The sequence below is a fragment of the [Borrelia] finlandensis genome (assembly GCF_030438365.2).
In the GTDB taxonomy this organism is placed as follows: Bacteria; Spirochaetota; Spirochaetia; order Borreliales; family Borreliaceae; genus Borreliella; species Borreliella finlandensis.
Map to the genome: position 1 here is coordinate 874,300 of NZ_CP124070.1, position 21,408 is coordinate 895,707.

10 protein-coding genes are annotated in these 21,408 nt (G+C 28.6%); 6 read left to right on the forward strand and 4 right to left on the reverse strand.

Annotation, left to right across the window (positions count from 1 at the left end; all coding sequences use genetic code 11):
- Positions 1 to 44 precede the first annotated feature (44 nt).
- From QIA19_RS04735 to QIA19_RS04745, 3 genes are read left to right on the forward strand one after another with little or no spacing between them, the layout of a single operon-like run.
- Positions 45 to 1,286 carry an exonuclease SbcCD subunit D gene (locus tag QIA19_RS04735; protein ID WP_301366177.1) on the forward strand — a complete coding sequence of 414 codons (1,242 nt, stop codon included), beginning with the start codon at positions 45 to 47 and terminating at the stop codon, positions 1,284 to 1,286.
- On the forward strand, positions 1,273 to 4,119 hold the full coding sequence (locus QIA19_RS04740; protein ID WP_301366179.1) for an AAA family ATPase: 2,847 nt from the start codon (positions 1,273 to 1,275) through the stop codon (positions 4,117 to 4,119). Before QIA19_RS04735 ends, QIA19_RS04740 begins: the two co-directional genes overlap by 14 nt.
- Before the next feature lie 33 nt (positions 4,120 to 4,152).
- On the forward strand, positions 4,153 to 5,088 hold the full coding sequence (locus QIA19_RS04745; RefSeq protein ID WP_301366180.1) for an ROK family protein: 936 nt from the start codon (positions 4,153 to 4,155) through the stop codon (positions 5,086 to 5,088).
- 16 nt (positions 5,089 to 5,104) lie between these two features.
- Here the strand turns inward: QIA19_RS04745 and QIA19_RS04750 are convergent, their stop codons facing one another.
- From QIA19_RS04750 to QIA19_RS04765, 4 genes are read right to left on the reverse strand one after another with little or no spacing between them, the layout of a single operon-like run.
- Positions 5,105 to 5,929 (reverse strand): hypothetical protein, encoded by an 825-nt coding sequence (locus tag QIA19_RS04750; RefSeq protein ID WP_301366182.1) that lies wholly within the window; start codon positions 5,927 to 5,929, stop codon positions 5,105 to 5,107.
- Positions 5,923 to 9,051: an isoleucine--tRNA ligase gene (ileS, locus tag QIA19_RS04755; RefSeq protein WP_301366184.1), complete on the reverse strand. Its 3,129-nt coding sequence runs from the start codon at positions 9,049 to 9,051 to the stop codon at positions 5,923 to 5,925. Before ileS ends, QIA19_RS04750 begins: the two co-directional genes overlap by 7 nt.
- 14 nt (positions 9,052 to 9,065) lie before the next feature.
- Complete coding sequence (locus QIA19_RS04760) at positions 9,066 to 11,285, reverse strand: AAA family ATPase (protein ID WP_301366186.1); 2,220 nt, start codon at positions 11,283 to 11,285, stop codon at positions 9,066 to 9,068.
- A 22-nt stretch (positions 11,286 to 11,307) separates the two neighbouring features.
- On the reverse strand, positions 11,308 to 13,017 hold the full coding sequence (locus tag QIA19_RS04765; RefSeq protein ID WP_301366188.1) for a phospho-sugar mutase: 1,710 nt from the start codon (positions 13,015 to 13,017) through the stop codon (positions 11,308 to 11,310).
- A 132-nt stretch (positions 13,018 to 13,149) separates the two neighbouring features.
- On the opposite strand from QIA19_RS04765, the gene uvrB reads away from it, so the two are divergent.
- From uvrB to QIA19_RS04780, 3 genes are read left to right on the forward strand one after another with little or no spacing between them, the layout of a single operon-like run.
- Positions 13,150 to 15,156: an excinuclease ABC subunit UvrB gene (uvrB, locus tag QIA19_RS04770; protein WP_301366190.1), complete on the forward strand. Its 2,007-nt coding sequence runs from the start codon at positions 13,150 to 13,152 to the stop codon at positions 15,154 to 15,156.
- A gap of 3 nt (positions 15,157 to 15,159) precedes the next feature.
- The gene (uvrA, locus tag QIA19_RS04775; RefSeq protein ID WP_301366192.1) at positions 15,160 to 18,012 is read left to right on the forward strand and encodes an excinuclease ABC subunit UvrA; all 2,853 of its coding nucleotides are present in this window, start codon (positions 15,160 to 15,162) and stop codon (positions 18,010 to 18,012) included.
- Complete coding sequence (locus QIA19_RS04780) at positions 17,967 to 21,407, forward strand: LPS-assembly protein LptD (protein WP_301366194.1); 3,441 nt, start codon at positions 17,967 to 17,969, stop codon at positions 21,405 to 21,407. Before uvrA ends, QIA19_RS04780 begins: the two co-directional genes overlap by 46 nt.
- Position 21,408 lies beyond the last annotated feature (1 nt).

A 21,408-nucleotide genomic window follows, 5' to 3' on the forward strand; every position in this document is an offset into this window, starting at 1 on the left:
ATATATAAACATAATTTAAGAATTAAAAAAAGTGAGAGTATTTTGTGAGCAATTATAAAATTCTGCATACTTCAGATTGGCACATTGGAAAAAAAATTGAAAATTTTTCAATACTTAAAGAGCAGAAAAATTTTTTATATTTTCTTTTAGAATTTATTAAAAAAGAAAATATAGATCTTTTACTTGTTGCCGGGGATGTTTATGATTCCAAAAGGCCTGGGTTTGAAGAGCAAAGATTAGTGAATAATTTTTTTTATGAACTTTCTTTTACTTCTTGTAAATGGTGTGTGGTTATTTCTGGAAATCATGACAAAAAGGATTATTTGAGTATAAATAAAAAACTTCTCTCACGGTTTAATTTTTTTTTAATAACAGAATATGATTCTGATGAGCAAATAGTTTTATTAAAGGATAATGGAAATCTTAAGTTTATTGTTGTTTGTCTCCCCCATATAAATGAAAGGCTTATTTTAGGTCAAAATTTTGACAATATTTTTGGACTGGAAGATCAGTCTTCCAGCAAGCTATTTCTTGAAAATTTAGAAAATGCCTACAGAGAAAAGATATCAAATTTATCGAATTTTTTAGAAAACAAGTATAAAGGAATTCCTAAGATATTAATGGCGCATTCTTTTTTTGGCAGCAGTAAAAAAATTGACATCTTGGGAGGTAGTTATATTATCCCTTTTAATGTTTTTGGGAATGGTTTTTCTTATGTTGCTCTTGGGCATATTCATAAATTCATGAAACTAAGAGATAATATTGTTTATTCAGGATCTCCTATGCAATATTCATTTAATGAGACCTGTGATAAATACATAAACGTTTTACATTTTAATGACAATAAATTAATCTTGCAAGAGGCATTTCCGGTGCCGATTTTCAATAAATTAATCTTTGCTAAAGGTTCTTTAAATGAAGTTCTTGATTTTTTGGCTAATGCCAAAAAAGAAGAGTCTTTTACTATTTATTTGAAAATTGAACTTAATGAGGCAGTTGATACTAGCGCTGAGGAGGCTATTTATGATTTAGCAAGGCTTAATTTTATGAATTTAGTTTCTATTTCCTATTCTTTATCCTCAAACCAGGATTTGCAAGACGATTCCAGCTTTATTGGAGAACTTGAAGTGCTTGAAATGGATGAAAAATATTTTTTTGAGAAAAAGTTGAGATGGGATTTTGAGAACGGTGTTATTAGGGATATCAAATTTAAGGAAGAAGAGCTTATTTCTCTTTTTAACGAGGTTTTAACTAACGGATATTTGGGTGAATATGAGGATAAATAAGCTCATATTTAAAAATATTGCTTCTTATAAAGGCGAGCATGAGTTAAATTTCGATACACTTCTTTTAAGACAATCGGGCATTTTTTTAATTTCTGGTAATACTGGATCAGGCAAAAGCACCATTTTAGATTGCATAACTTTGGCGCTATATGCTCGTGTTTACAGACTTGGAAAAAAAATTGTAGATATTATATCAAAAGGCGAGACTAGCGCTTATGTTAAATTAACGTTTACTATTTCTGGGAAGATTTATGAATCTTTTGTTGAGCTTAATGTAAAAAATATAGAGACTCCTAAGAGTATGTTGCTTAATTGTTTTTTTGATAATAGGATTATTGAGGGCCGAACCGATGTTTTAGAGCATATTAAAAGTCTTTGTCGATTAGACTTTAACCAATTTTGTCAAACTGTAATTTTACCACAAGGCAATTTTCAAGAATTTTTAACGTCAACTCCCAAAGAGAAAGCTGCAATAATTGATAATATTTTTAATTTGAAAAAATATGATAATTTGGAATTTTATTTAAAAAGTGATTTTGAGCGCACAAAGTTTAATATAGATAAATTGTTGAATTCTGAATCTTATGAAAAATCAATTCTTGATTATGATGAGAGTGAATATAGATCCCTTAAAGGTTATTTGGATTTGGTTGATATTGATCGATTAGAAATTGATCTTGAAAATATTAGAAGAGCTATTTCTTTGTGTAATCAGGCAATAGCGTCTAATGAGAGATATTTGGGCTTGGAAATTGAAATGTCTTCTCTAAACGATCAATTATCTTCTCAGATTAAATATTTAAATTCTCTAGAGAAGGATCATTCCCTTCAAAAGAAATTAAAAGAAAATTTGGATTTGGATCGAAAAGTTTATTTATGTTTAGATTTTTGGAGTTTGAAAAATTTAGTTGCTGTACAAGGCGAATTGTTTAATGATATTGGATTGCTTGATTTAGAACTTTCAAAAGTGATGAATAATTTAGAAGAAATTAAAGATTTGTATAGCAATGATTTTAATTTTAATTATGTTAAGGAGCTTTATAATAAAAATTGCAATCTTTTTAATTTAAAACTTGTTGAGAATGATTATCAAAGCTTGCTTTTAAGGAAAAATAGTCTTGAGGATGAAAAAAAAGAATTATTAAGATCTCAGAGCAAAAAAAATGATGAGATTAAAAGCATTTCTTCTGAGAAATCTAATTTTGATTTTGACAAATATGTTTACTATGAAGCATTGAAATTGTTTCAAACTTTTAATGATGAGTTGATTTCAAAATATAGAGATAGGCTAGAATTTTTATTAAAATCTACTGGCAAAGAAGATTTTAATAAAAATAAGGAAAAAAATATTATTAAGATTGACTTGTATAAAGAGTTGTTAAAATATCTTGATGATAAAAATTTTTCTATTGAGAGTGATAAAGAAAAGCTAAAATATATTGAGGCTGAATATAAAAATTATCAGCATAAAGATAAATTATCGGTTTGCAGTTTAAAAGAGCTTTACGCTTTAAATTCAAAGCTTCATTTGATACAAAATCAAATTGATGAGCTTAAATTTCAGCTATCTTGTAGACAAGAAGAAGTCTCTAAACAAGAGGTTAATGCTTTAGAGTTTGAAAAGAATAATGCTGAAATTTTAAGATTGATTGGAAAAAATTTATTTGACAAATACATAAATTATTTTGACAGAGAAAAAATTTTAGCATTTGAAAATAAATTAGAAAAGCTTGAACAATTTAAGGCTAAGAAAAAAGATTTAAAAATTGAAATTTCTTTGAAAAATAAAAATTTTGATCAAAATCTTTTAAAGATTAAGGATTTATCATTAAAACTTAATTTAAATTTAAGTTTTAATGATTATTCTTCTTTGGAAAGGGAATTTAATGTTGTTTTGGCTAAGCAGAAAAGTGTGGAAAATGAATGGAATATGCTTGTTTTAAATCTTAAAAATTTAGAAGATTTAAAAATTAAAACCGAAACACAAATTAAATTTATAAAGGAATCTGTATTGACTTTAAAAGCGAGATTAAATGAAGAGCAAAATAATTTTATTAATCTAATTTCAAATTTAAAAAATGTTTTTTTTAGTTCATTTTCTTTTGAATCAACAACTGACTTAGAACAAATCAATAAGAATAGTCTGTATTTTTTGCAAAAATTGAGTTTATCAATTAGCTCTAAGCTTGAATTTTTATCCAGAGATATTGAAAAGTATAAAATCAAGCTTTTAAATTTTCAAACTCTTCAAAAAAAGATTAATCAACAAAAAATTAATTTAGACTCGCTAAGGGGTGAATTAAATCTTGCTAAAGAAAGGAAAGATAAGCTAGATGTGTTAAGAAAGGTAGTTATTAGATCTTCTGGATTGAAATATTATGTTCAAACTTTTTTAATTAATGATATTTTAAGACTGGCAAATGAAAAGTATTTAAGGTGGATTTTCCCTGATTTTGAGCTCAAAACGAACAAAGAGAGCAAAGAGTTTGATTTTTTAATTGAAGACAAAAAAGATGTTAATAAAATAAGAACGGTAAAAACTTTGTCTGGGGGTGAGAAATTTCTTGTGTCTTTAGCTTTGTCCTTAGCTTTATCTGATAAAATAAGGGATAGCGAGTTAAAAATAGAAGCTTTTTTTCTAGATGAAGGTTTTGGTAATCTTGATGAAGATACTTTGGCTCAAGTTATGCCTAAGCTTTCTAAGTTTCAAATGATGACTGGGCGACAAATTGGCATAATTTCTCATGTTTCTTATTTGAAGGAGATGATTAAAGCGCAAATAGTTATAAACAAGATTTCTAAAATTTCTTATATTGCTATGGAAAATTTATGATCATTTATGTACAATTAGGCCTTGAGGATAAATATGAAACATTATTTAGCGATTGATATTGGCGGGACTAGTACCAAATATTCGCTTTCAGATTCAAGCGGTGTTTTTTTTGATAAAAATGAAATAAGCACAGGTGCTACTTCTGACGAACAAGTAAATATTTTAGTTAATATTATTAATTCTTACAAAGAATCAAGTGATATTGCGGGAGTTGCAATTTGTATTCCTGGGTTTGTTGATCTTAAGGGAAATGTTCTTAGGGTAAATGCTATTTCTGGATTTGTTAATTATCCTTTAAAAGAGCGATTAGAATCTTTAACCGGAGTAAGTACAGAGATTGAAAATGATGCTAATTGTGTGGCCTTAGCAGAAAAATTTAAGGGTAATGCTATTGACTCTAATAATTTTATTGCTATAACTCTTGGCACAGGAATTGGTGCTGGAATTTTTGCAAATGGCAAGCTTTTAAGAGGAAATTCTTTTATGTCCGGAGAGGTTGGATTTATGATTACTAGAGGTATTAGTAACAATATTCCCTTTAATTGCAGATGGGAATCCATTGCGTCTGTTTTGGCTTTAAGAAAAAGAGTTGCTATGCGATTAGGAAAACCTTTAAAAGAGGTTTCAGGAGAATTTGTTTTTGATCTAGCTGAGAATGGGAATATTCATGCAAAAAATGAAGTTGATAGATTTTTTGAGAATTTGTCATTTGGTATTTTTAATTTAACTTTTATTTTGAATCCTGAAAAAATTTTGATCGGAGGAGGAATAAGCGCAAGACTCGATTTAATAGATAGAATATATGAAAAATTAGAAAATTTATGGTCTTTAGAAATGGCTTTTGATAATAATAATAATATAAAAAATCTTGTAGCACTTGAGCCTACTAAATTTAATAATGAATCTGGTAAAATTGGAGCTTTGTATCATTATTTTACTTGCAAAAATCAAAATAATACCTCATTTTAGTGGAGTGACAGAAATTTTAGGTTTGAATATTTAAAGCTAGTTTTTCTATAAGGCTTTCAACACTAGATTTTTGAATATTAAATTCTATTTCAACTGTATTTTGGTCTTTTATTGTGGTCTTTATGTGGCTTGATATTGTGAGATTTGTCATGTTTGCCAAGACGGTTGGAATTAACTTTTTTGACAATATTTTTAGTATTGATGGATTATTTGTTTTGATTAAGGATTTAAAAATATATTCGTCTTGATTTAAGCTATTTATAGACAAAGTTCCACTGCTAAAGGGGATTAAATTTTTGCTGCTTGCTATTTGGCTTGGGAGCAATAATGTTAAATCTTGAATCCAAAAAAACATTTCATTTTTTTCTATTTCCCCAATATGTTTTGTTGTTAGCATATTATTGTCTTTTAAGGTTATATCTTTTTGGGTTATTGCAATGCTAGTTCTAGCTTTGTTTGGAATAATGTATATATTTGAATTTTTAAGTTTCCATTTTGGATTTGTAAATATATTGCCTATTGATTCTGTATTTCTATTTTTATGAATTCCCCAGAAAATATCTTTTGGGAAATTGCCCATTATTAGTAGAGCAAAATCGTTATTTTCTTTTTTATAGCTAAAGTATAAATTGCTTATAAGCCTAAGAACCGATTTATATTTAGGGCTTAAAGAGTTATAAATAGACCTGTTTTTAATTAAATTTACATGGGCGTATAAATTTGCGCCAGGCAAAAGTTCCATTAAGTAATTTAGATTTTGTTTTGGAGGGCTGTAAGGCAGACTAGCGCATCCCACTATGAGGCATGAAATGGTAATTATTTTTGTTAATGTTTTTAACATTTTTCAATTCCTATTAGTGTGAATATGTCATCGGCAAGGTTTATTTTTTTTTCTAGCTTACTTTTGTTTAATATGATATTTAAGGCTAATGTTTCAGTTTTAATGTATTTTTCAAATTTATTTAGCATTTCTTTCAAAGTTTCATTATTTTCTATGTATAAATTTATTCTATCGCTAACATCAAAATTTTTTTCTTTTCTTAAATTTTGTATTTGCCTTACAAATTCTCTTGTCAGCCCTTCCAAGTACAACTCTTTAGTGATTAGTGAGTCTATCCCTATTGTAATGGATTCTTCATTTATTACTTTTAAGTTCTCTTTTTCTTCTCTTTCTAATATTATATCATTTAATGATAAATAATGCTTTGCATTGGCTGCTTTTATCTCGTAGGATGTTCCATTTATTATTTTTATTATGTCTTCATTTTTTAGCTTGCTAATCTCAGCAGATACCGCTTTCATATCTTTTCCAAGCTTTTTCCCAAGTTCTTTAAAGTTTGCTTTTGCTTTGTAAGTTATAAGCTCCTCTTCGTTAGCTTTTATTTTCATTGCTTTTGCATTTATTTCATCTAATATTATTTCTTGCATTTCCATTAGCATATTTTGCTCATTTTGATTTTTTGTGACAATATATATCGTACTAATAGGCATGCGTATTTTTATATTGTGCAATGATCTGAGTGATCTTGCCATTGAAGTTATTTTTCTTGCGAGATTTATTTTCTCTTCAATTGTTTTATTAATGAAATTTTCATTTGCCTTTGGATAATCGTTAAGGTGTATTGATTGTTTATCTTCATCGGTTTTTAAATTTTGATAAATCTCTTCTGTTATAAATGGAATAAAAGGTGCAAGTAAAATCATTAAATTTTTGATTGCATAATATAATGTTTCGTAGGCATCATTTTTGTCTTTATCGTTTTCTGATTTCCAAAATCTTCGCCTTGATCTTCTTATGTACCAATTGTTTAATTTATCTATAAATTCAAGTAAAGATTCTATTGATTTTGTTAGATTGTATTTGTCTATTTCCGTATTTAGTATTTTTTTTAGACTTTCAAGTTCGCTTATGATCCATTTGTCAAGGTTATTGTTTTTAGCCAGGCTGAGATTTTTTGGAGGTTTGAATTTGTCAATTATTGCATAAGTTGTGAAAAATGAATAAGCGTTCCAAATGGGTATTATTATATTTTTAAGAACGTCTCTTACTCCATTGTCGCTATATTTTAAATCATCAGCTTTAACTACAGGGCTCATTATTAAATAAAGCCTTAAAGCATCAGCTCCGAAGGTGTTTATTACTTGCATTGGGTCTGTATAATTTTTAAATGATTTTGACATTTTTCTTCCATCGCTTGAAAGCACAAGTCCATTTACAATAACGTTTTTGAATGCTGTGTTTTCAAAAAGAGCAGTTCCCAGGATTGTAAGAGTATAAAACCATCCTCTTGTTTGATCTAGACCTTCTGCAATAAAGTCAGCAGGAAATATATTTTTAAAATTAATTTCATTTGTGAATGGATAATGGTTGCTTGCGTAAGGCATTGCTCCAGATTCAAACCAACAATCGAGAACCTCGCTCGTTCTGATAAATGTGCCACCGTCTTTGCTTGGCCAGGTTATTTTATCTATTTGGTCTTTGTGTAAGTCTTCGATTTTTTGGCCAGATAGGTTTTCAAGCTCTTTTTTTGATCCAACGCAAATTTTTTTTCCTGTTTTTGAGCATATCCAAATTGGAATTGGATTTCCCCAAAATCTGTTTCTGCTTATTGCCCAATCTTTTGCATTTTCTAACCATTTTCCAAATCTTCCTTTTTTTAAATGGGCTGGCATCCAATTAATTTTTTCATTTACTTCTAAGAGTTTGGTTTTTATTTTTTCTACATTTACAAACCATGAACTTATTGGTCTGTAAATAATTGGGCAGTTTGTTCTATAACAAAATGGATACCTGTGTAGATAATTTTCTCTTTTGAATAAAAAATTGCGTAATTTTAGGTTTTCTATTATTTTTTTATCAGCATCTTTTACAAAAAGTCCTTTAAAATCTTTTACCTGATTTGTAAATTTACATTCAGCATCTAAGGGGTCTATTATATCGACATTTGTGTGTTTTTTGAGTATTTTGTAGTCTTCTTCTCCAAAAGGAGCAATATGAACAATTCCTGTTCCATCGTCAGTTGTAACATAATCAGCTGTGTGTACCTTGAAAGCCCCCTTATCTTTTTGTTCTAAAAAGTAGTTAAAAATAGGTTCATATTCTATGCCTTCAAGCTTGCTTCCTTTGAATTTTTCTATAATAGTATATGAATTTTCATCATCATAATAACTATTAAGCTTTTTTGATCCAAGTATTAAAATCTCTTCTTTTTTTTTGTCAAAAATTTTAGAATATTCTATTTCTTGTCCTACTGCAATTCCAAGGTTTGAGGGCAATGTCCAGGGGGTGGTTGTCCACACTAGTAAGTATTCGTTTTTATCTTTAATTTTAAATTTTATTGTTAATGATGGGTCATTGACTTCTTTGTATTCTCCAAGATTCACTTCGAAATTTGAAAGCGGAGTTGCAAGCTTTGGGGAATAGGGTAGTACATAGTAACTTTCGTAGATTAAACCTTTGTCATAAAGATTTTTAAATACCCACCACACGGATTCCATGAAGCCTATGTCCATGGTTTTGTAGCCCTTTTCAAAATCTACCCATCTTCCAAGTCTCAAGATTATATTTTTCCATTCTTCTGTATATCTAAGCACTATTTTTCTGCATTCTTTGTTAAAATTTTCAATGCCATAATTTTCTATTTCGTATTTTCCAGAAATTCCCAATTTTTTTTCTACTTCGTATTCAACGGGTAGTCCATGAGTATCCCATCCAAAATTTCTTTTAACATGCTTGCCTTGCATTGTTTGATATCTTGGAATTATGTCTTTTATTGTGTTTGGAACAAAATGTCCAAAATGAGGAAGTCCTGTTGCAAAAGGCGGTCCGTCATAAAATGTAAATTCTTCACATCCTTCTCTCTGCTTTATTGATTTTTCAAAGATCTTATTGTCATTCCAAAATTTTAATATTTTTTCTTCTATTTTGGGAAAATTTGCCTTGTTTTCTACTTTTTTAAACATATTATAATTCCTCTTTATTCTATTATTATTTTTTCTTTTTCTAAATAAATCGTTATTTTATTTATGTTTTGATTTTCAGCTATTTTGGTGATAATATTTTCTTCTATTTTCCCCTTTATTGCAGCAATTACGCTTCTTGCTCCTGAATTTTTTTTATAGTATTTTGTGGTTATGAATTTGTCAACATCTTTTTTTATTTCTATCTCGATTCCTTTAGAGTAAAATTTTGTTTTAAGGGTGCCTAAGTAGTTTTTGCAAATTTCTTCTACATTTTCCTTTGTAAGGACATTTAGTATAATTTTTTTTTGAATTCTGTCTAAAAAGGATAATTTAAATCTTTTTTCAAGATCTTGTTTTATTTCTTCTTTAAAGCTTTTTGTTTCTAAGCTTTTTTGTTGATTTTTGTTGAATCCAATATTTTTTTCTCCAAGAAGCATTCTAGATCCAATGCTTGTAGTCATTATTATAATTGTGTTTTTAAATAGTATTTTATCTTCTTTGCTGTCAATAAGTTCTCCGTTTTCAAGCATTCGACTTATTAGGTTTAATATAGAGTTGTGGGCATTTTCAATGTTTTCAAACAATATTAAAGTTTCAAATGAATGTTTTAATTTATTTGTCAGAATGCCCCCATCAGAGTAGCCTACGTATCCTGGATTTGTGCCAATTAATTTTGAAATAGAGTTTTCTTCTTTATAGTCTGACATATCCAATCTTAATACTGAATTTTGATCTTTGATAATTTTTTTAGATATTTCATCAGTTAAAGTAGTTTTTCCACATCCACTTGATCCTATTAGCAATATTGAGGTTAAAGGCTTAGAATCGTCATTAAGTCCAAGTTTGACTTTAATAATTTCTTTGATAAGTTCGCTTACCGCATGTTTTTGTCCGATCACTTTTTTATTTATTTCGCTTTCTATTTCTTTTAATTCCAAAATTTCTTCTTTAGTGTTATTTGCTGTTTTAATAGATAGTATTTCATTTATTGCCTTTTGTATATCATCTGATGTTATGATTTTGTCTTTTGTAAGTTCTTCCTTTTTGATTGCACCGGCAATGTCTATTATATCTATTGCTTTATCTGGAAATCTTTTATTTATTAGGTATTTGGATGAAAGTTTTACTATATTTAAAAGCGCGCTTTTTTCATAGATCACTCCATGATAGTCTTCAAAATTTTTTGCAATATTTTCGATTATTTTTAGTGTATCTTCTTGATCAGGCTCTTTTACAGTAATTGTTTGGAATCTTCTGGCGAATGCTTTGTCTTTTGAAATATATTTTCGATATTCATTGTAAGTAGTTGCGCCAATAATTTGTATTTCAGCTCTAGAAAGTGATGGTTTTAGTATATTTGATGCATCAAGAGCTCCTTCAGAGTTTCCAGCTCCTATTAGAGTGTGTATTTCGTCAATAAATATGATTGTGTTTTTGTTTTTTTCAATATACTTAATTATATTGTTTAAACGATCTTCAAATTCGCCTCTATATTTTGTTCCCGATACCAAGTTTGAAACCTTAAGCATTAGAATTGTTTTGTCTTGTAGTTTGCTACTTATTTTTTTTTGTGCTATGCTTGATGCAAGGCCTTCAACTATTGCCGTTTTTCCCACGCCAGGTTCGCCTATTAGCATTGCACTATTTTTGTTTCTTCTCAAGAGTATATTTGTAAGAGTTTTAATCTCTGCTTCTCTTCCAATCAAAGGGTCTAATTTTTTGGCTTTTGCAAGTGCTGTTAAATTTTTGACATACTTTCCAATTTCAAAGTGCTCATTTTCAAGTCGTATTTCTTCATCAAATTCTTTGTAGGTTTCAATTAATCTTATTTTATTTTTTTCCATGTATTCTAATATATTTTGATCTTTAAAGTTGAAGCTAGATTTACTTAGTTTGTGTTTTTTAAGAAGTTTTTTATTTTTTAATATTTGATAAAAAATTTCTTTTGCCCCTATTAAAGGCTTGGATTTAAATTCCTTTTTAGCTTCTTTTATGAGAGTAAAGATTTCTTTATTGATTTTGGGTATAATTATCTCGTTTTTTTCTATTAAAATTTTCTCTAATTTATCTATTTCGCATATAACTTCTTGTTTAATGTTTTTTAGAGTTTTGGTATCTATAAATTTTATTTCGGATTTTTTGGGAGTGGTAATTATAGACATTAATAAGTGCCAAATTGAAACCTCTTTATTTTTATTTTTTCTTGCAATTTCTTTTGAGTCTATTTCTACCAAATTTATTAAATTTTCTGTTATGTTAATATTTTTTTATCTCCATCTTTATTGCATTTATTATATCAAATATTTTATGTTTTTCCTTATACTCTAGTTTTACAGATATGTAAAATTTAATTTTCGGCTCTGTTCCAGAGGGTCTTACAATTATTGCAATTTCGTTTTCAAGTATAAATTTTATTGCGTTTATGGGGTATTTATATTCTTTAATTTCTGAAATTTCATTTTTAAAGTTAATCTTTTTAAGAGTTTTATAGTCTAATTTTTCAATTATTTTAATTCCTGCAAATTGTACTTTTTGTTCTTTTCTTAGTTTTAGCATTAACTTTTCTCTTTGAATTTCTCCATTGGCCCCCTCAAAGTTTTTTTCTATATTAAATTCTTCATAATATCCAAATTCTTTGTATATCTTTTCAAGATAATCCTTAATTGTTTGTTGTTTAGCTTTTAAGTCAAGTGCTAAAGAACAAATTCCTTTTATGGCTGAAAATGCATCCTTATCTCTAACCTTTCTTCCTATTAGATATCCATGACTTTCTTCGCATGCAAAAGCAAATTTTTTATTTGGTTCATTTTTTTCCATTTCATTAATTAAGCTTCCTATCCATTTAAATCCTGTGTAAGTTCTAAAAATTTGAGAACCATATTTTTTTGCAATTTTTTCTAGCATTGGTGTTGTTACAAATGATGATATTACAAATGTATTTTTAGGATTTTTTTCTTTTGAGAGTATATAGTTCATTAAAATGCATGATATTTGATTTCCGTTTAAGAATATCCATTCGTTTTGATCTTTAAATGCAATCCCTATTCTGTCGGCATCTGGATCTGTTGCAAGGGCAATGTCACAATCTTCTTTTTTTGCAAGCTCTATTACTTTAAGCATTGATGTTTGCTTTTCTGGATTAGGATAATTTATTGTTGGAAATTCAGGATTTGGTAGTATTTGATTTTTTTCTAAAAAAAGCTGTATTTTGCTATTTGCAAAGAGTTTTTTTATTATGGTCCCACCGGTGCCATGTAATGCTGTGTAGGCTATTCTTAAGTTTGTTTCTTTGCTGTTCTTTTCAAAATCAGGCAATTCTTTGTTTATTGTTTTCACATACTCTTCGTCTATTTCATTGCCAAGTTCTTTGATGATCCCTTTTTCAATGCCTTCTTTTATGGTAGTTGTATTTATTATGTTTTTTGCATTTTTAATTTCATTAGTTATTAGTGTGTCATGAGGTGGTATTATTTGGATTCCACCTTTCCAATATGCTTTATATCCATTATATTCTTTTGAATTATGACTTGCTGTTATCATAACGCCAGCATCACAGTCAAATTTTCTTATTGTATAAGATAGTTGGGGGGAAGGTCTTAAACTTTTATATATATATGTTTCAAAATTATTTGAGGCAAAAATTTGAGCAGCATTGTAAGCAAATTCTTTTGAAAAATATCTTGAATCATAGCTTATTGCAACTTTGGGGTTTTTATTTATTTTAAGTATGTAGTTGCATATTCCTTGGCTTATTTTTTTTATATTATATGTGTTCATGTAGCATGTTCCAGCTCCAATGATTCCCCTTATTCCAGCAGTGCCAAATTCTAGATCTTTGTAAAATCTATTTAGAATTTCTGTTGAATTGTTTGTTTTTTGAATTTTTATTGCTTCTTCTTTAAAATGCATATCTTCTTCAAGAAGAATGTAATTTTTCAATTTTCTTTTAGCTTCGATTTTTTGCATCAATATTTCCTTTTATTTTATTAAACAAAGATTAATTAAATTATATTGATTTATAATGAATTATATACTTGATATAGAATTTATTATCATATAATTTATAAGAATGTGTATTAAATTTTGGTCGTTAAATTAATGATAGATTTTTTTTTGAAGTCAGAATATCTTCCTGCTGGGGATCAGCCTAAGGCAATAAAAGAGATTGAAAATTCTATTTTGCTTGGAAATAAATATCAAACTTTAAAAGGCGTTACAGGTAGTGGGAAGACTTTTACAATTGCAAATATAATAAAAGATCTAAACAGGCCTGCCTTAGTTGTCAGTCATAACAAAACATTAGCAGCACAGCTTTATAGAGAGTTTAAAGATTTTTTTCCAAATAATGCTGTTGAGTATTTTGTTTCTTATTATGATTATTATCAGCCAGAATCTTATGTTCCTTCAAAAGATTTATTTATTGAAAAAGAAGCCACTATTAATACTGAGATAGAAATTAAGCGAATAAGAACGGTAACGTCTCTTGCTAAAAGACGAGATGTAATTGTTGTTGCAACCGTATCTTCAATTTATGCTCTTGGATCTCCAGATTTTTTCAAAAAATCAGCACGAGAATTTTTTGTAGGTCAAAAGATTTCTATTAAAGAAATATCAGATATTTTTGTAGAGCTTTATTATGAGAGAACTTTAATGAATCTAGAAAGAGATAAATTTTCAATTAAGGGAGATGTTGTTGAAATTTGGCCTAGCAGTGAACATGGAGAGTTTGCTTATCGAATTTGTTTAGATTTTGATGAAATTGTTGAAATATATAGAGTTAGTTCATTTTCTAAAAAAAATTTAGGAGCTACAAATAGTTTTACTCTTTTTGCTAAATCTTATTTTGTAATTCCTTATAAAAACGTATTAGAAGCGATACCCAAAATATCTCATGATTTAAGTCTTCAATGTCAATATTTTAAAGACAATGGCAAACTTGTAGAAGCCGAGAGACTCAAACAAAGGGTAGAGTATGATTTGGAAATGCTTAGAGAAACAGGGTTTTGTTCGGGCATTGAAAATTATTCTAAATATTTGAGTGGAAGTACAATGGAAAGACCTTATTGTCTTTTTGATTTTTTTCCGAAAGATTACTTATTATTTGTAGATGAATCTCATGTTACATTGCCTCAATTTAGGGGAATGTATAATGGAGATCATTCCAGAAAATTAAATCTTGTTAACTTTGGGTTTAGACTTCCTGCAGCGCTTGAAAACAGACCCCTTAAATATGATGAATTTGACGCATTAATTAATCAGGTTGTGTTTGTATCTGCAACTCCGGGTGTTGAAGAGAGTGAGAAAAGTAGCGTGGTTGTTGATCAAATAATTCGTCCCACAGGTCTTGTTGATCCTGAAATTATTACTAGACATTCTGATGGGCAAATGGAAGATCTTTACAGCGAAATTCAAAAAAGAGTGGCTCTTAAAGAGCGGGTTTTAATTACTACTTTGACAAAAAAAATGTCTGAGGATTTGACCGAATATTTAGTAAATCTTGGCGTAAAGGCAAAATATTTACATTCAGAGCTTGATACTCTTGAGAGAGTGGAAGTTATTTCGCTGCTTAGAAAATCTGAAATTGATGTTATTGTTGGGATTAACTTGCTTAGAGAGGGCTTAGATATTCCAGAAGTTTCTCTTGTTGCAATATTAGATGCTGATAAGGTGGGATTTTTAAGATCTGCTACTTCATTAATACAAACAATTGGTAGGGCTGCTAGAAATTCTAATGGACTTGTAATAATGTATTACGACAAAATTAGTGTAGCTATGCGGGAGGCAATTGAGGAGACTAATAGAAGACGTCAAATTCAGATTGATTATAATGGAAAAAATAATATTACCCCTAAGACAATTGTTAAAAAGATTCAAAATATTTTAGAAAAAGAACTTAATAATAAAAATAAAAATGTTGGCTATGATTTTGAAAAAATTATTTCAGGTGAGAGATTGTCTAAAAAAAAGCTTATTGATAGGCTTAAATTTGACTTAGAAGAAGCTGTTAATGATGAAAGATTTGAAGACGCAATTGTTTTAAGAGATAAAATAAAAGAGCTTAGTAGCAAAATTAGTATAGCTCGTAATAAAAAAAGAGAGGTGTAATTTTTGGAAAAAAGTTTGAAAAAAAAAATTATTGTCAGAGGAGCAAAAGAACATAATTTAAAAAATGTTGATGTAGATATTCCAAAAGATGGTTTAGTTGTAATATCTGGCAAAAGTGGCTCTGGCAAGTCTTCTCTGGCTTTTGATACTATTTTTGCAGAAGGTCAAAGAAGATATATGGAATCTGTTTCAGCTTATGCAAGGCAGTTTTTAGGTGTAATGAAAAAACCCAATGTTGATTATATAGATGGACTTTCTCCTTCTATAGCTATTGAGCAGAGAACAATAAGCAACAATCCCCGCTCTACTGTTGGAACAATTACTGAGATTTATGATTACTATAGACTAATATTTGCAAAAATTGGTAAAGCATACTGTCCAAATGATGGCAGATTAATAGAAGAGCAATCTTTAGATAAAATAGTTAATACTATTTTAAGTTATTCTGAGGGATCCAAGGTTATACTTTTTGCACCAATTGTAAGGGGGGCTAAAGGCTCTCATAAAAAGGTTTTAGAAAAAATATTAAATCAAGGTTTTAATAGAGTTAGGATAAATTCTGAAGATTATTTAATAGAAGATGCACTTAATTTAAATTTGCATAAAAATAAAAAACATACCATTGAAATTATAGTTGATAGGATTAAGCTTGGTAATAATGTTCGAGTTAGACTTGCAGAATCTATTGAGACTTCTCTTGCTGTTTCTAATGGATATTTAAGAGTGGAAATTGATAATGATTTGGAAAAAATAGACAAACTGTTCACGGAGCACAATAGTTGTCCTTTATGTGGATTTTCACTTCCTCTTATAGAACCCAGACTTTTTTCATTTAATAGTCCATTTGGTGCTTGCAGTGAGTGCTCTGGTCTTGGCGTTACACTTGAGTTTGATTTTGAGAGCATTTGTCCTGATACTAGTCTTTCTTTTAATGATGATGCTTTTCTTACGTTTAAGACAAGTTCATCTTGGTCTGTGGCTATTTTTAAAGGACTTGCTAAACATTATAATTTTGACTTAAATACTCCCATAAAAGACATTCCAGATAAAGTTCTTAAACAGATTTTATACGGCTCAAATGAAAAAATAGATTTTATTTACCAGTCTAAAGAAATGGAAGCAAAGGAGCTAGATGGGGGATTTCATTATTCTAAAACATTTGAAGGACTTTTGCCCCTTTTAAAAAGGCGATATCTTGCAACAGAATCAGAGAGCACTAAAATTTTTTACGAAAATTTGATGTCTAAAAAAATATGTAATTCATGCAAAGGGAAGCGTTTAAGCGTTGGAGCTTTAACTGTGAAAATTAATGGGAAAGACATTCAAGATCTTACCAATTTGTCGGTATTTGATTCTTATGTATTTTTTGAAAACTTGCAGCTTGATATAGTGGACGAAAAAATATCTAAAGAAATTTTAAAGGAAATTAAAAGTAGGCTTAAATTTTTAATTGATGTTGGCCTTTCTTATTTATATTTAAATAGAATATCAGGCAGTCTATCTGGTGGTGAGGCTCAGCGTATTAGGCTTGCTACTCAAATAGGATCAGCACTTTCGGGTGTTATTTATGTTCTTGATGAGCCAAGCATTGGTCTTCATCAAAGAGATAATGAAAAATTAATCTCTACTCTTGTTAATCTTAAAAATCTTGGCAATACTGTAATTGTTGTTGAGCATGATGAGCAAACTTTGCGTACTGCAGACTATATTATTGATATGGGTCCTGGTGCTGGAATTCTTGGGGGGGAAATAGTTGCAAAGGGAGCTCTAATTGATATTTTAAATAGCAAAAATAGTTTAACTGGTCAATATCTTAGCGGCAAGTTTAAAATAGATATTCCAAGCTCTAGAAGAAAGGCAGATAAGGGAGAAATTTTGCTTTTAGGTTCTAATAAAAATAATCTTAAAAATATAGACGTAAGTATCCCTTTGGGAGTTTTTACCGTAATAACAGGTGTTTCTGGTAGTGGAAAAAGCACTTTACTTAACGAGGTGTTATATCCCGCTCTTGATAGTAGATTAAAGCTTAATGAAAAGTATTGTGATGGCTTTAAAGATATTGTTGGGTACGAAAAAATCGATAAAATTATTCAAATAAATCAAAAACCAATAGGGAGAACTTCAAGATCAAACCCAGCAACTTATGTTGGATTTTTTACAGAAATTAGGGAGCTTTTTGCTAAGCTTCCAGATGCAAAGTCAAGGGGTTTTAAAGCCGGCAGATTTTCTTTTAATGTTAAAGGTGGAAGGTGTGAGAAATGTCAAGGAGATGGGTATCTTAATATTCAAATGCATTTTTTACCAGATGTTTTTGTTCCTTGTGATTTATGTAAGGGTAAAAAATTCAATGAAGAAACTTTAGAAGTTAGATACAAAGGAAAAAATATACATGATGTTTTAGAGATGAGTGTTTTTGAGGCAAGTAAATTTTTTGAGAATGTCCCAAAAATTAGTCATTATTTAAAATTTTTAATTGAAGTTGGACTTGAATATATTAAATTAGGACAATCTGCAACAACTTTATCAGGAGGAGAAGCTCAGCGCATTAAGTTGGCTTTTGAGTTAAGTAAAAAGAGCACGGGTAAAACCTTTTATATTATTGATGAACCAACAACTGGGCTGCATTTTGATGACATAAAGAAGTTGTTAGAGGTTTTGCAGCGGTTAGTTTCCAATGGTAATACAGTTGTACTAATAGAGCATAATTTGGATGTAATTAAACAGGCAGATTATATAATAGATTTGGGTCCTGATGGTGGGTTGGCAGGGGGAAATATCGTTGTTTCTGGTATTCCTGAAGAGGTTGCAAAATGCGAGAATTCCTATACAGGAATGTTTTTAAAAAATCTTTTATAGTATTTTTAATTTTTTTAACATTTTCTAATGCAATTTTTGCCCAGACTATAGATGATGAAAATTCTAAAAAAAGGGATAAGCTAACTTTAAGTCAAAAATCTTATTTAAGAGAACTTGAGCTTTCAACCGATGAGGATTTAAAAAAATGGGCCTTAAAAGAGGGCCTAAAAGAAACAGATGTTTCAAAAATACGAGAATTACTTTTAAAAAAGTTTGGAATAGATCCTGAGCTTTTTGTCAAAGGAAAGGGACTTGCCGGACCTGGTAGATATAAAATAATAATTGAAACTGCAGATAATCTTGAAAATTTCACTTATGTACTTACTAAAGATGAAAGTATTATTTTTGAAGGAAGAGTTAATATCTTGGTTGAAGATATTAAAGAAAATAAAAAGCACAATATTAAAGGCGACAGAATAGTCCTTAATAAGAACTCTAAAAAACTTTATGCTATTGGAAATGTTGAATATATTCTTGATATGGATACCAATGAAAAGCTTTATTTTTATGGCAATGAATTTCTTGTCGATTTTGATTCTCAAAATTTTTTATTAAAAGATGGTATTCTTCAAAAAAAAATGCAAAAAAATCAAATAGATCATATTCTTTCGTTTGGAGGAAAGGTTTTAAAAAAGATAGACAACGATGTTACCATTTTGGAACAAGCTTTTGCAACAACTAGTAAAATTCCAGAACCTTACTATTCAATCAAGGCTTCTAAAATATGGGTATTGCCCTCGGGAGATTTTGGGTTTTTAAATGCCATATTTTACATGGGAAGAGTTCCAGTATTTTATATGCCTTTTTTTTTCAGACCGGGAGATAGTTTGTTTTTTAATCCATCTTTAGGTCTAAATCCACGAAAAGGTTTTTCTGTTTTTAATACCGTTTATCTTTTTGGTAATAAATCTTCAAGTGAAGATTCTTCTTTTTTGGATTTTGATTTCAATTCTGTTTATAATTCGGGTAAAAAACCTTATATAAGAAATGGATATTTAACTTATTTTTTTGCAGAAAATTTAGCACCCAGTGCTAATAAAGATTATGTTAAGCTTATTTTTGACATTTATGCTAATCTGGGATTTTATTCTGGAATTGATTTTAATTTGGGCAATACTTTGGGGCATTTTAAAACTTTGGAAGGAAATTTTGGATTGGGTTTTACCAGGAATGTTTATAGTTACGATGGAGGATATTATCCTTTTGATAATAGGACTTTAAAACAATCTCTTTTTAGTTTTTCCAATCTTAACAAAGGAGATATATTTGGGTTTGAAGTTCCTTTTAGGTATTTACTTAAATTTAAAACAGAATTTCTTTTAAGTGATGCGCTTTTCTCGGTTGTTTTAGAGCACTATTCTGACCCGTATGTTAATATTGATTTTAGAGATAGAATAGAAAGTGCTACATTTTTTTCTCTTTTAAATTTAGATAAAGATTCAGTTAAAGAGCAAACCAGCATTAGCACTTTTGATTGGAATTTATCTTCTTTTTATAAGCGAACATTTAATGACGGTTCAATTTTAGATTATAAATTAAATAATTTAGGTTTAAGTTTTAAATTGTCGGGTTATGAGAATCTTTATATTAAATCTCCCTTGGAGAAACCAAAAGATGTTAATGATCCTACAAGAAAATGGTTTTATTTGGAGAGAATTTATGCTCCATATATTGATTTGAATTTTCAAAAAGATCTTTACAATAATCAATGGACATTTCCAGCTGATACTAAAGAAATGATAATGCGTCCAGAAATTAAAAATCTAGAAGATAAAGATAATGATAAAAAGAGTGTGAAGGAGAAAAATACTAAAAAAACAACAGAATTAACCAAAGATTTATATATTCCTCCAGAACCAATTACTTTAAAAAATATTGATCAATCCGATTCTTTTTTTATTAGGTTTGGCATTAATCCTTATTTAAGAAATAATGTTTTTTTTAATAATTATGGTATAACAAGTCCAAAGGACTTTAATTATGAAATAAAAAATTATTTATTTGATATAAAAAATAAAACGGATATAAAAATTCATGCTGATTTTTACAATCGTTTAATTACTTTTGAAAATTTATTGTATCTTAATACTGTTGAGTATAGTCCTTTAAATAAAGATTTTAAGGTTGAAGATAAAGATAAAAAAAGTGAGCACGCTATTATTAACCAAATAAATTTAAACTTGCTTCCTTTTATTAGATATCCTTTATTTTCTAGAAGTACTTTAAAGTTTGAAAATAAGGCTACTTTATATTCATTTAATAAAAAATATGATTCTAATGTAAAATCTTTGGTTAATAAGAATAGTAGTATTTTTTTATCTGATCCGGAAACTTTTTATCAAAGTTTAACAGCTTCTTTAATTTATGATTATGATTATTTTACTACTGAGCTTTCAGGTGAATTAAAAAATAGTTTTGAAGATATTAAAGCTTCTTCTGAGCTTAAACTTTCTTTAGATTTTCCTTATTTGCTACAAGAAGCTGGGATTGGAATTAAATATTATAAAAAGTTTAAAGAAGATGTTATGAAAAACTCTGGAATTTCTACTGTTCAAAATCCTTTGGAGCCTCAAAAACCATCATCGCCTTATAAAAATTTAGAAATGTCTCCTGCTTTGTATTATAAAATTGAGCCGAGATATTTGGATTATTTTAAATTTAGTTTTTTAGTCGCCTATGATCCTTTGATAAATAGAGTTTCTGAACTTTCTTTTAAGCTTAATGTTTTTGATTTTCAATTTTTGTTTGCTATGAAAGATGAATTTGAATATAATTATGATCCTTTAAAAGGAGATTTTTCCAAGATTGGCACTACAACTAAACTTGTTCCATATTCTTTAGATTCTAGTTATAAGAAGGAATTGTACGTTTTAACTTTTTTTGACAATAAGCTTTCTTTTACCTTAGGGGTAGATGTTGGCTGGAAAATAAATTTGCAGAAATTTACGGACAATGAACTTCGATCCGCATTGACTTTTAAGCTTAAATACACAGAGTTTTTAGAAATTTACTTTTCTACTTTGTCTATTAATACTAAGACTTTTAAATACTTTAAAGGATATATGGACCAAATTGGTCTTGAACCCGTTAATGTCTTTGCTGATTTATTAAAATCTTTCAATTTCTTTAATTCTCAAGACAGAAAAGATTCACTTTTTAAAATTAAAAAATTTTCATCAGGCTTTAAATTCAATTTTTATGATTGGAAATTTGTTGGCGAATATAATTTAGAGCCAGATTTATTAATAGGATCTGACGGAATTTATTCTCCTATTTGGAGAAATAATTTTACAATTTATATTTCTTGGAATTTTTTTGCTCCTATAAAAGCATCATTTGAAAACAATAAAGATACAAACTATGAGCTTATTATTAATAGAAAAACAAAAAAATAAT

Coding starts and splice junctions, on each gene's coding strand:
- QIA19_RS04740 (WP_301366179.1), top strand. CDS start 1,273: ATGAGGATAAATAAGCTCATATTTAAAAATATTGCTTCTTATAAAGGC.
- QIA19_RS04745 (WP_301366180.1), top strand. CDS start 4,153: ATGAAACATTATTTAGCGATTGATATTGGCGGGACTAGTACCAAATAT.
- QIA19_RS04750 (WP_301366182.1), bottom strand. CDS start 5,929: ATGTTAAAAACATTAACAAAAATAATTACCATTTCATGCCTCATAGTG.
- ileS (WP_301366184.1), bottom strand. CDS start 9,051: ATGTTTAAAAAAGTAGAAAACAAGGCAAATTTTCCCAAAATAGAAGAA.
- QIA19_RS04765 (WP_301366188.1), bottom strand. CDS start 13,017: ATGCAAAAAATCGAAGCTAAAAGAAAATTGAAAAATTACATTCTTCTT.
- uvrB (WP_301366190.1), top strand. CDS start 13,150: ATGATAGATTTTTTTTTGAAGTCAGAATATCTTCCTGCTGGGGATCAG.
- QIA19_RS04780 (WP_301366194.1), top strand. CDS start 17,967: ATGCGAGAATTCCTATACAGGAATGTTTTTAAAAAATCTTTTATAGTA.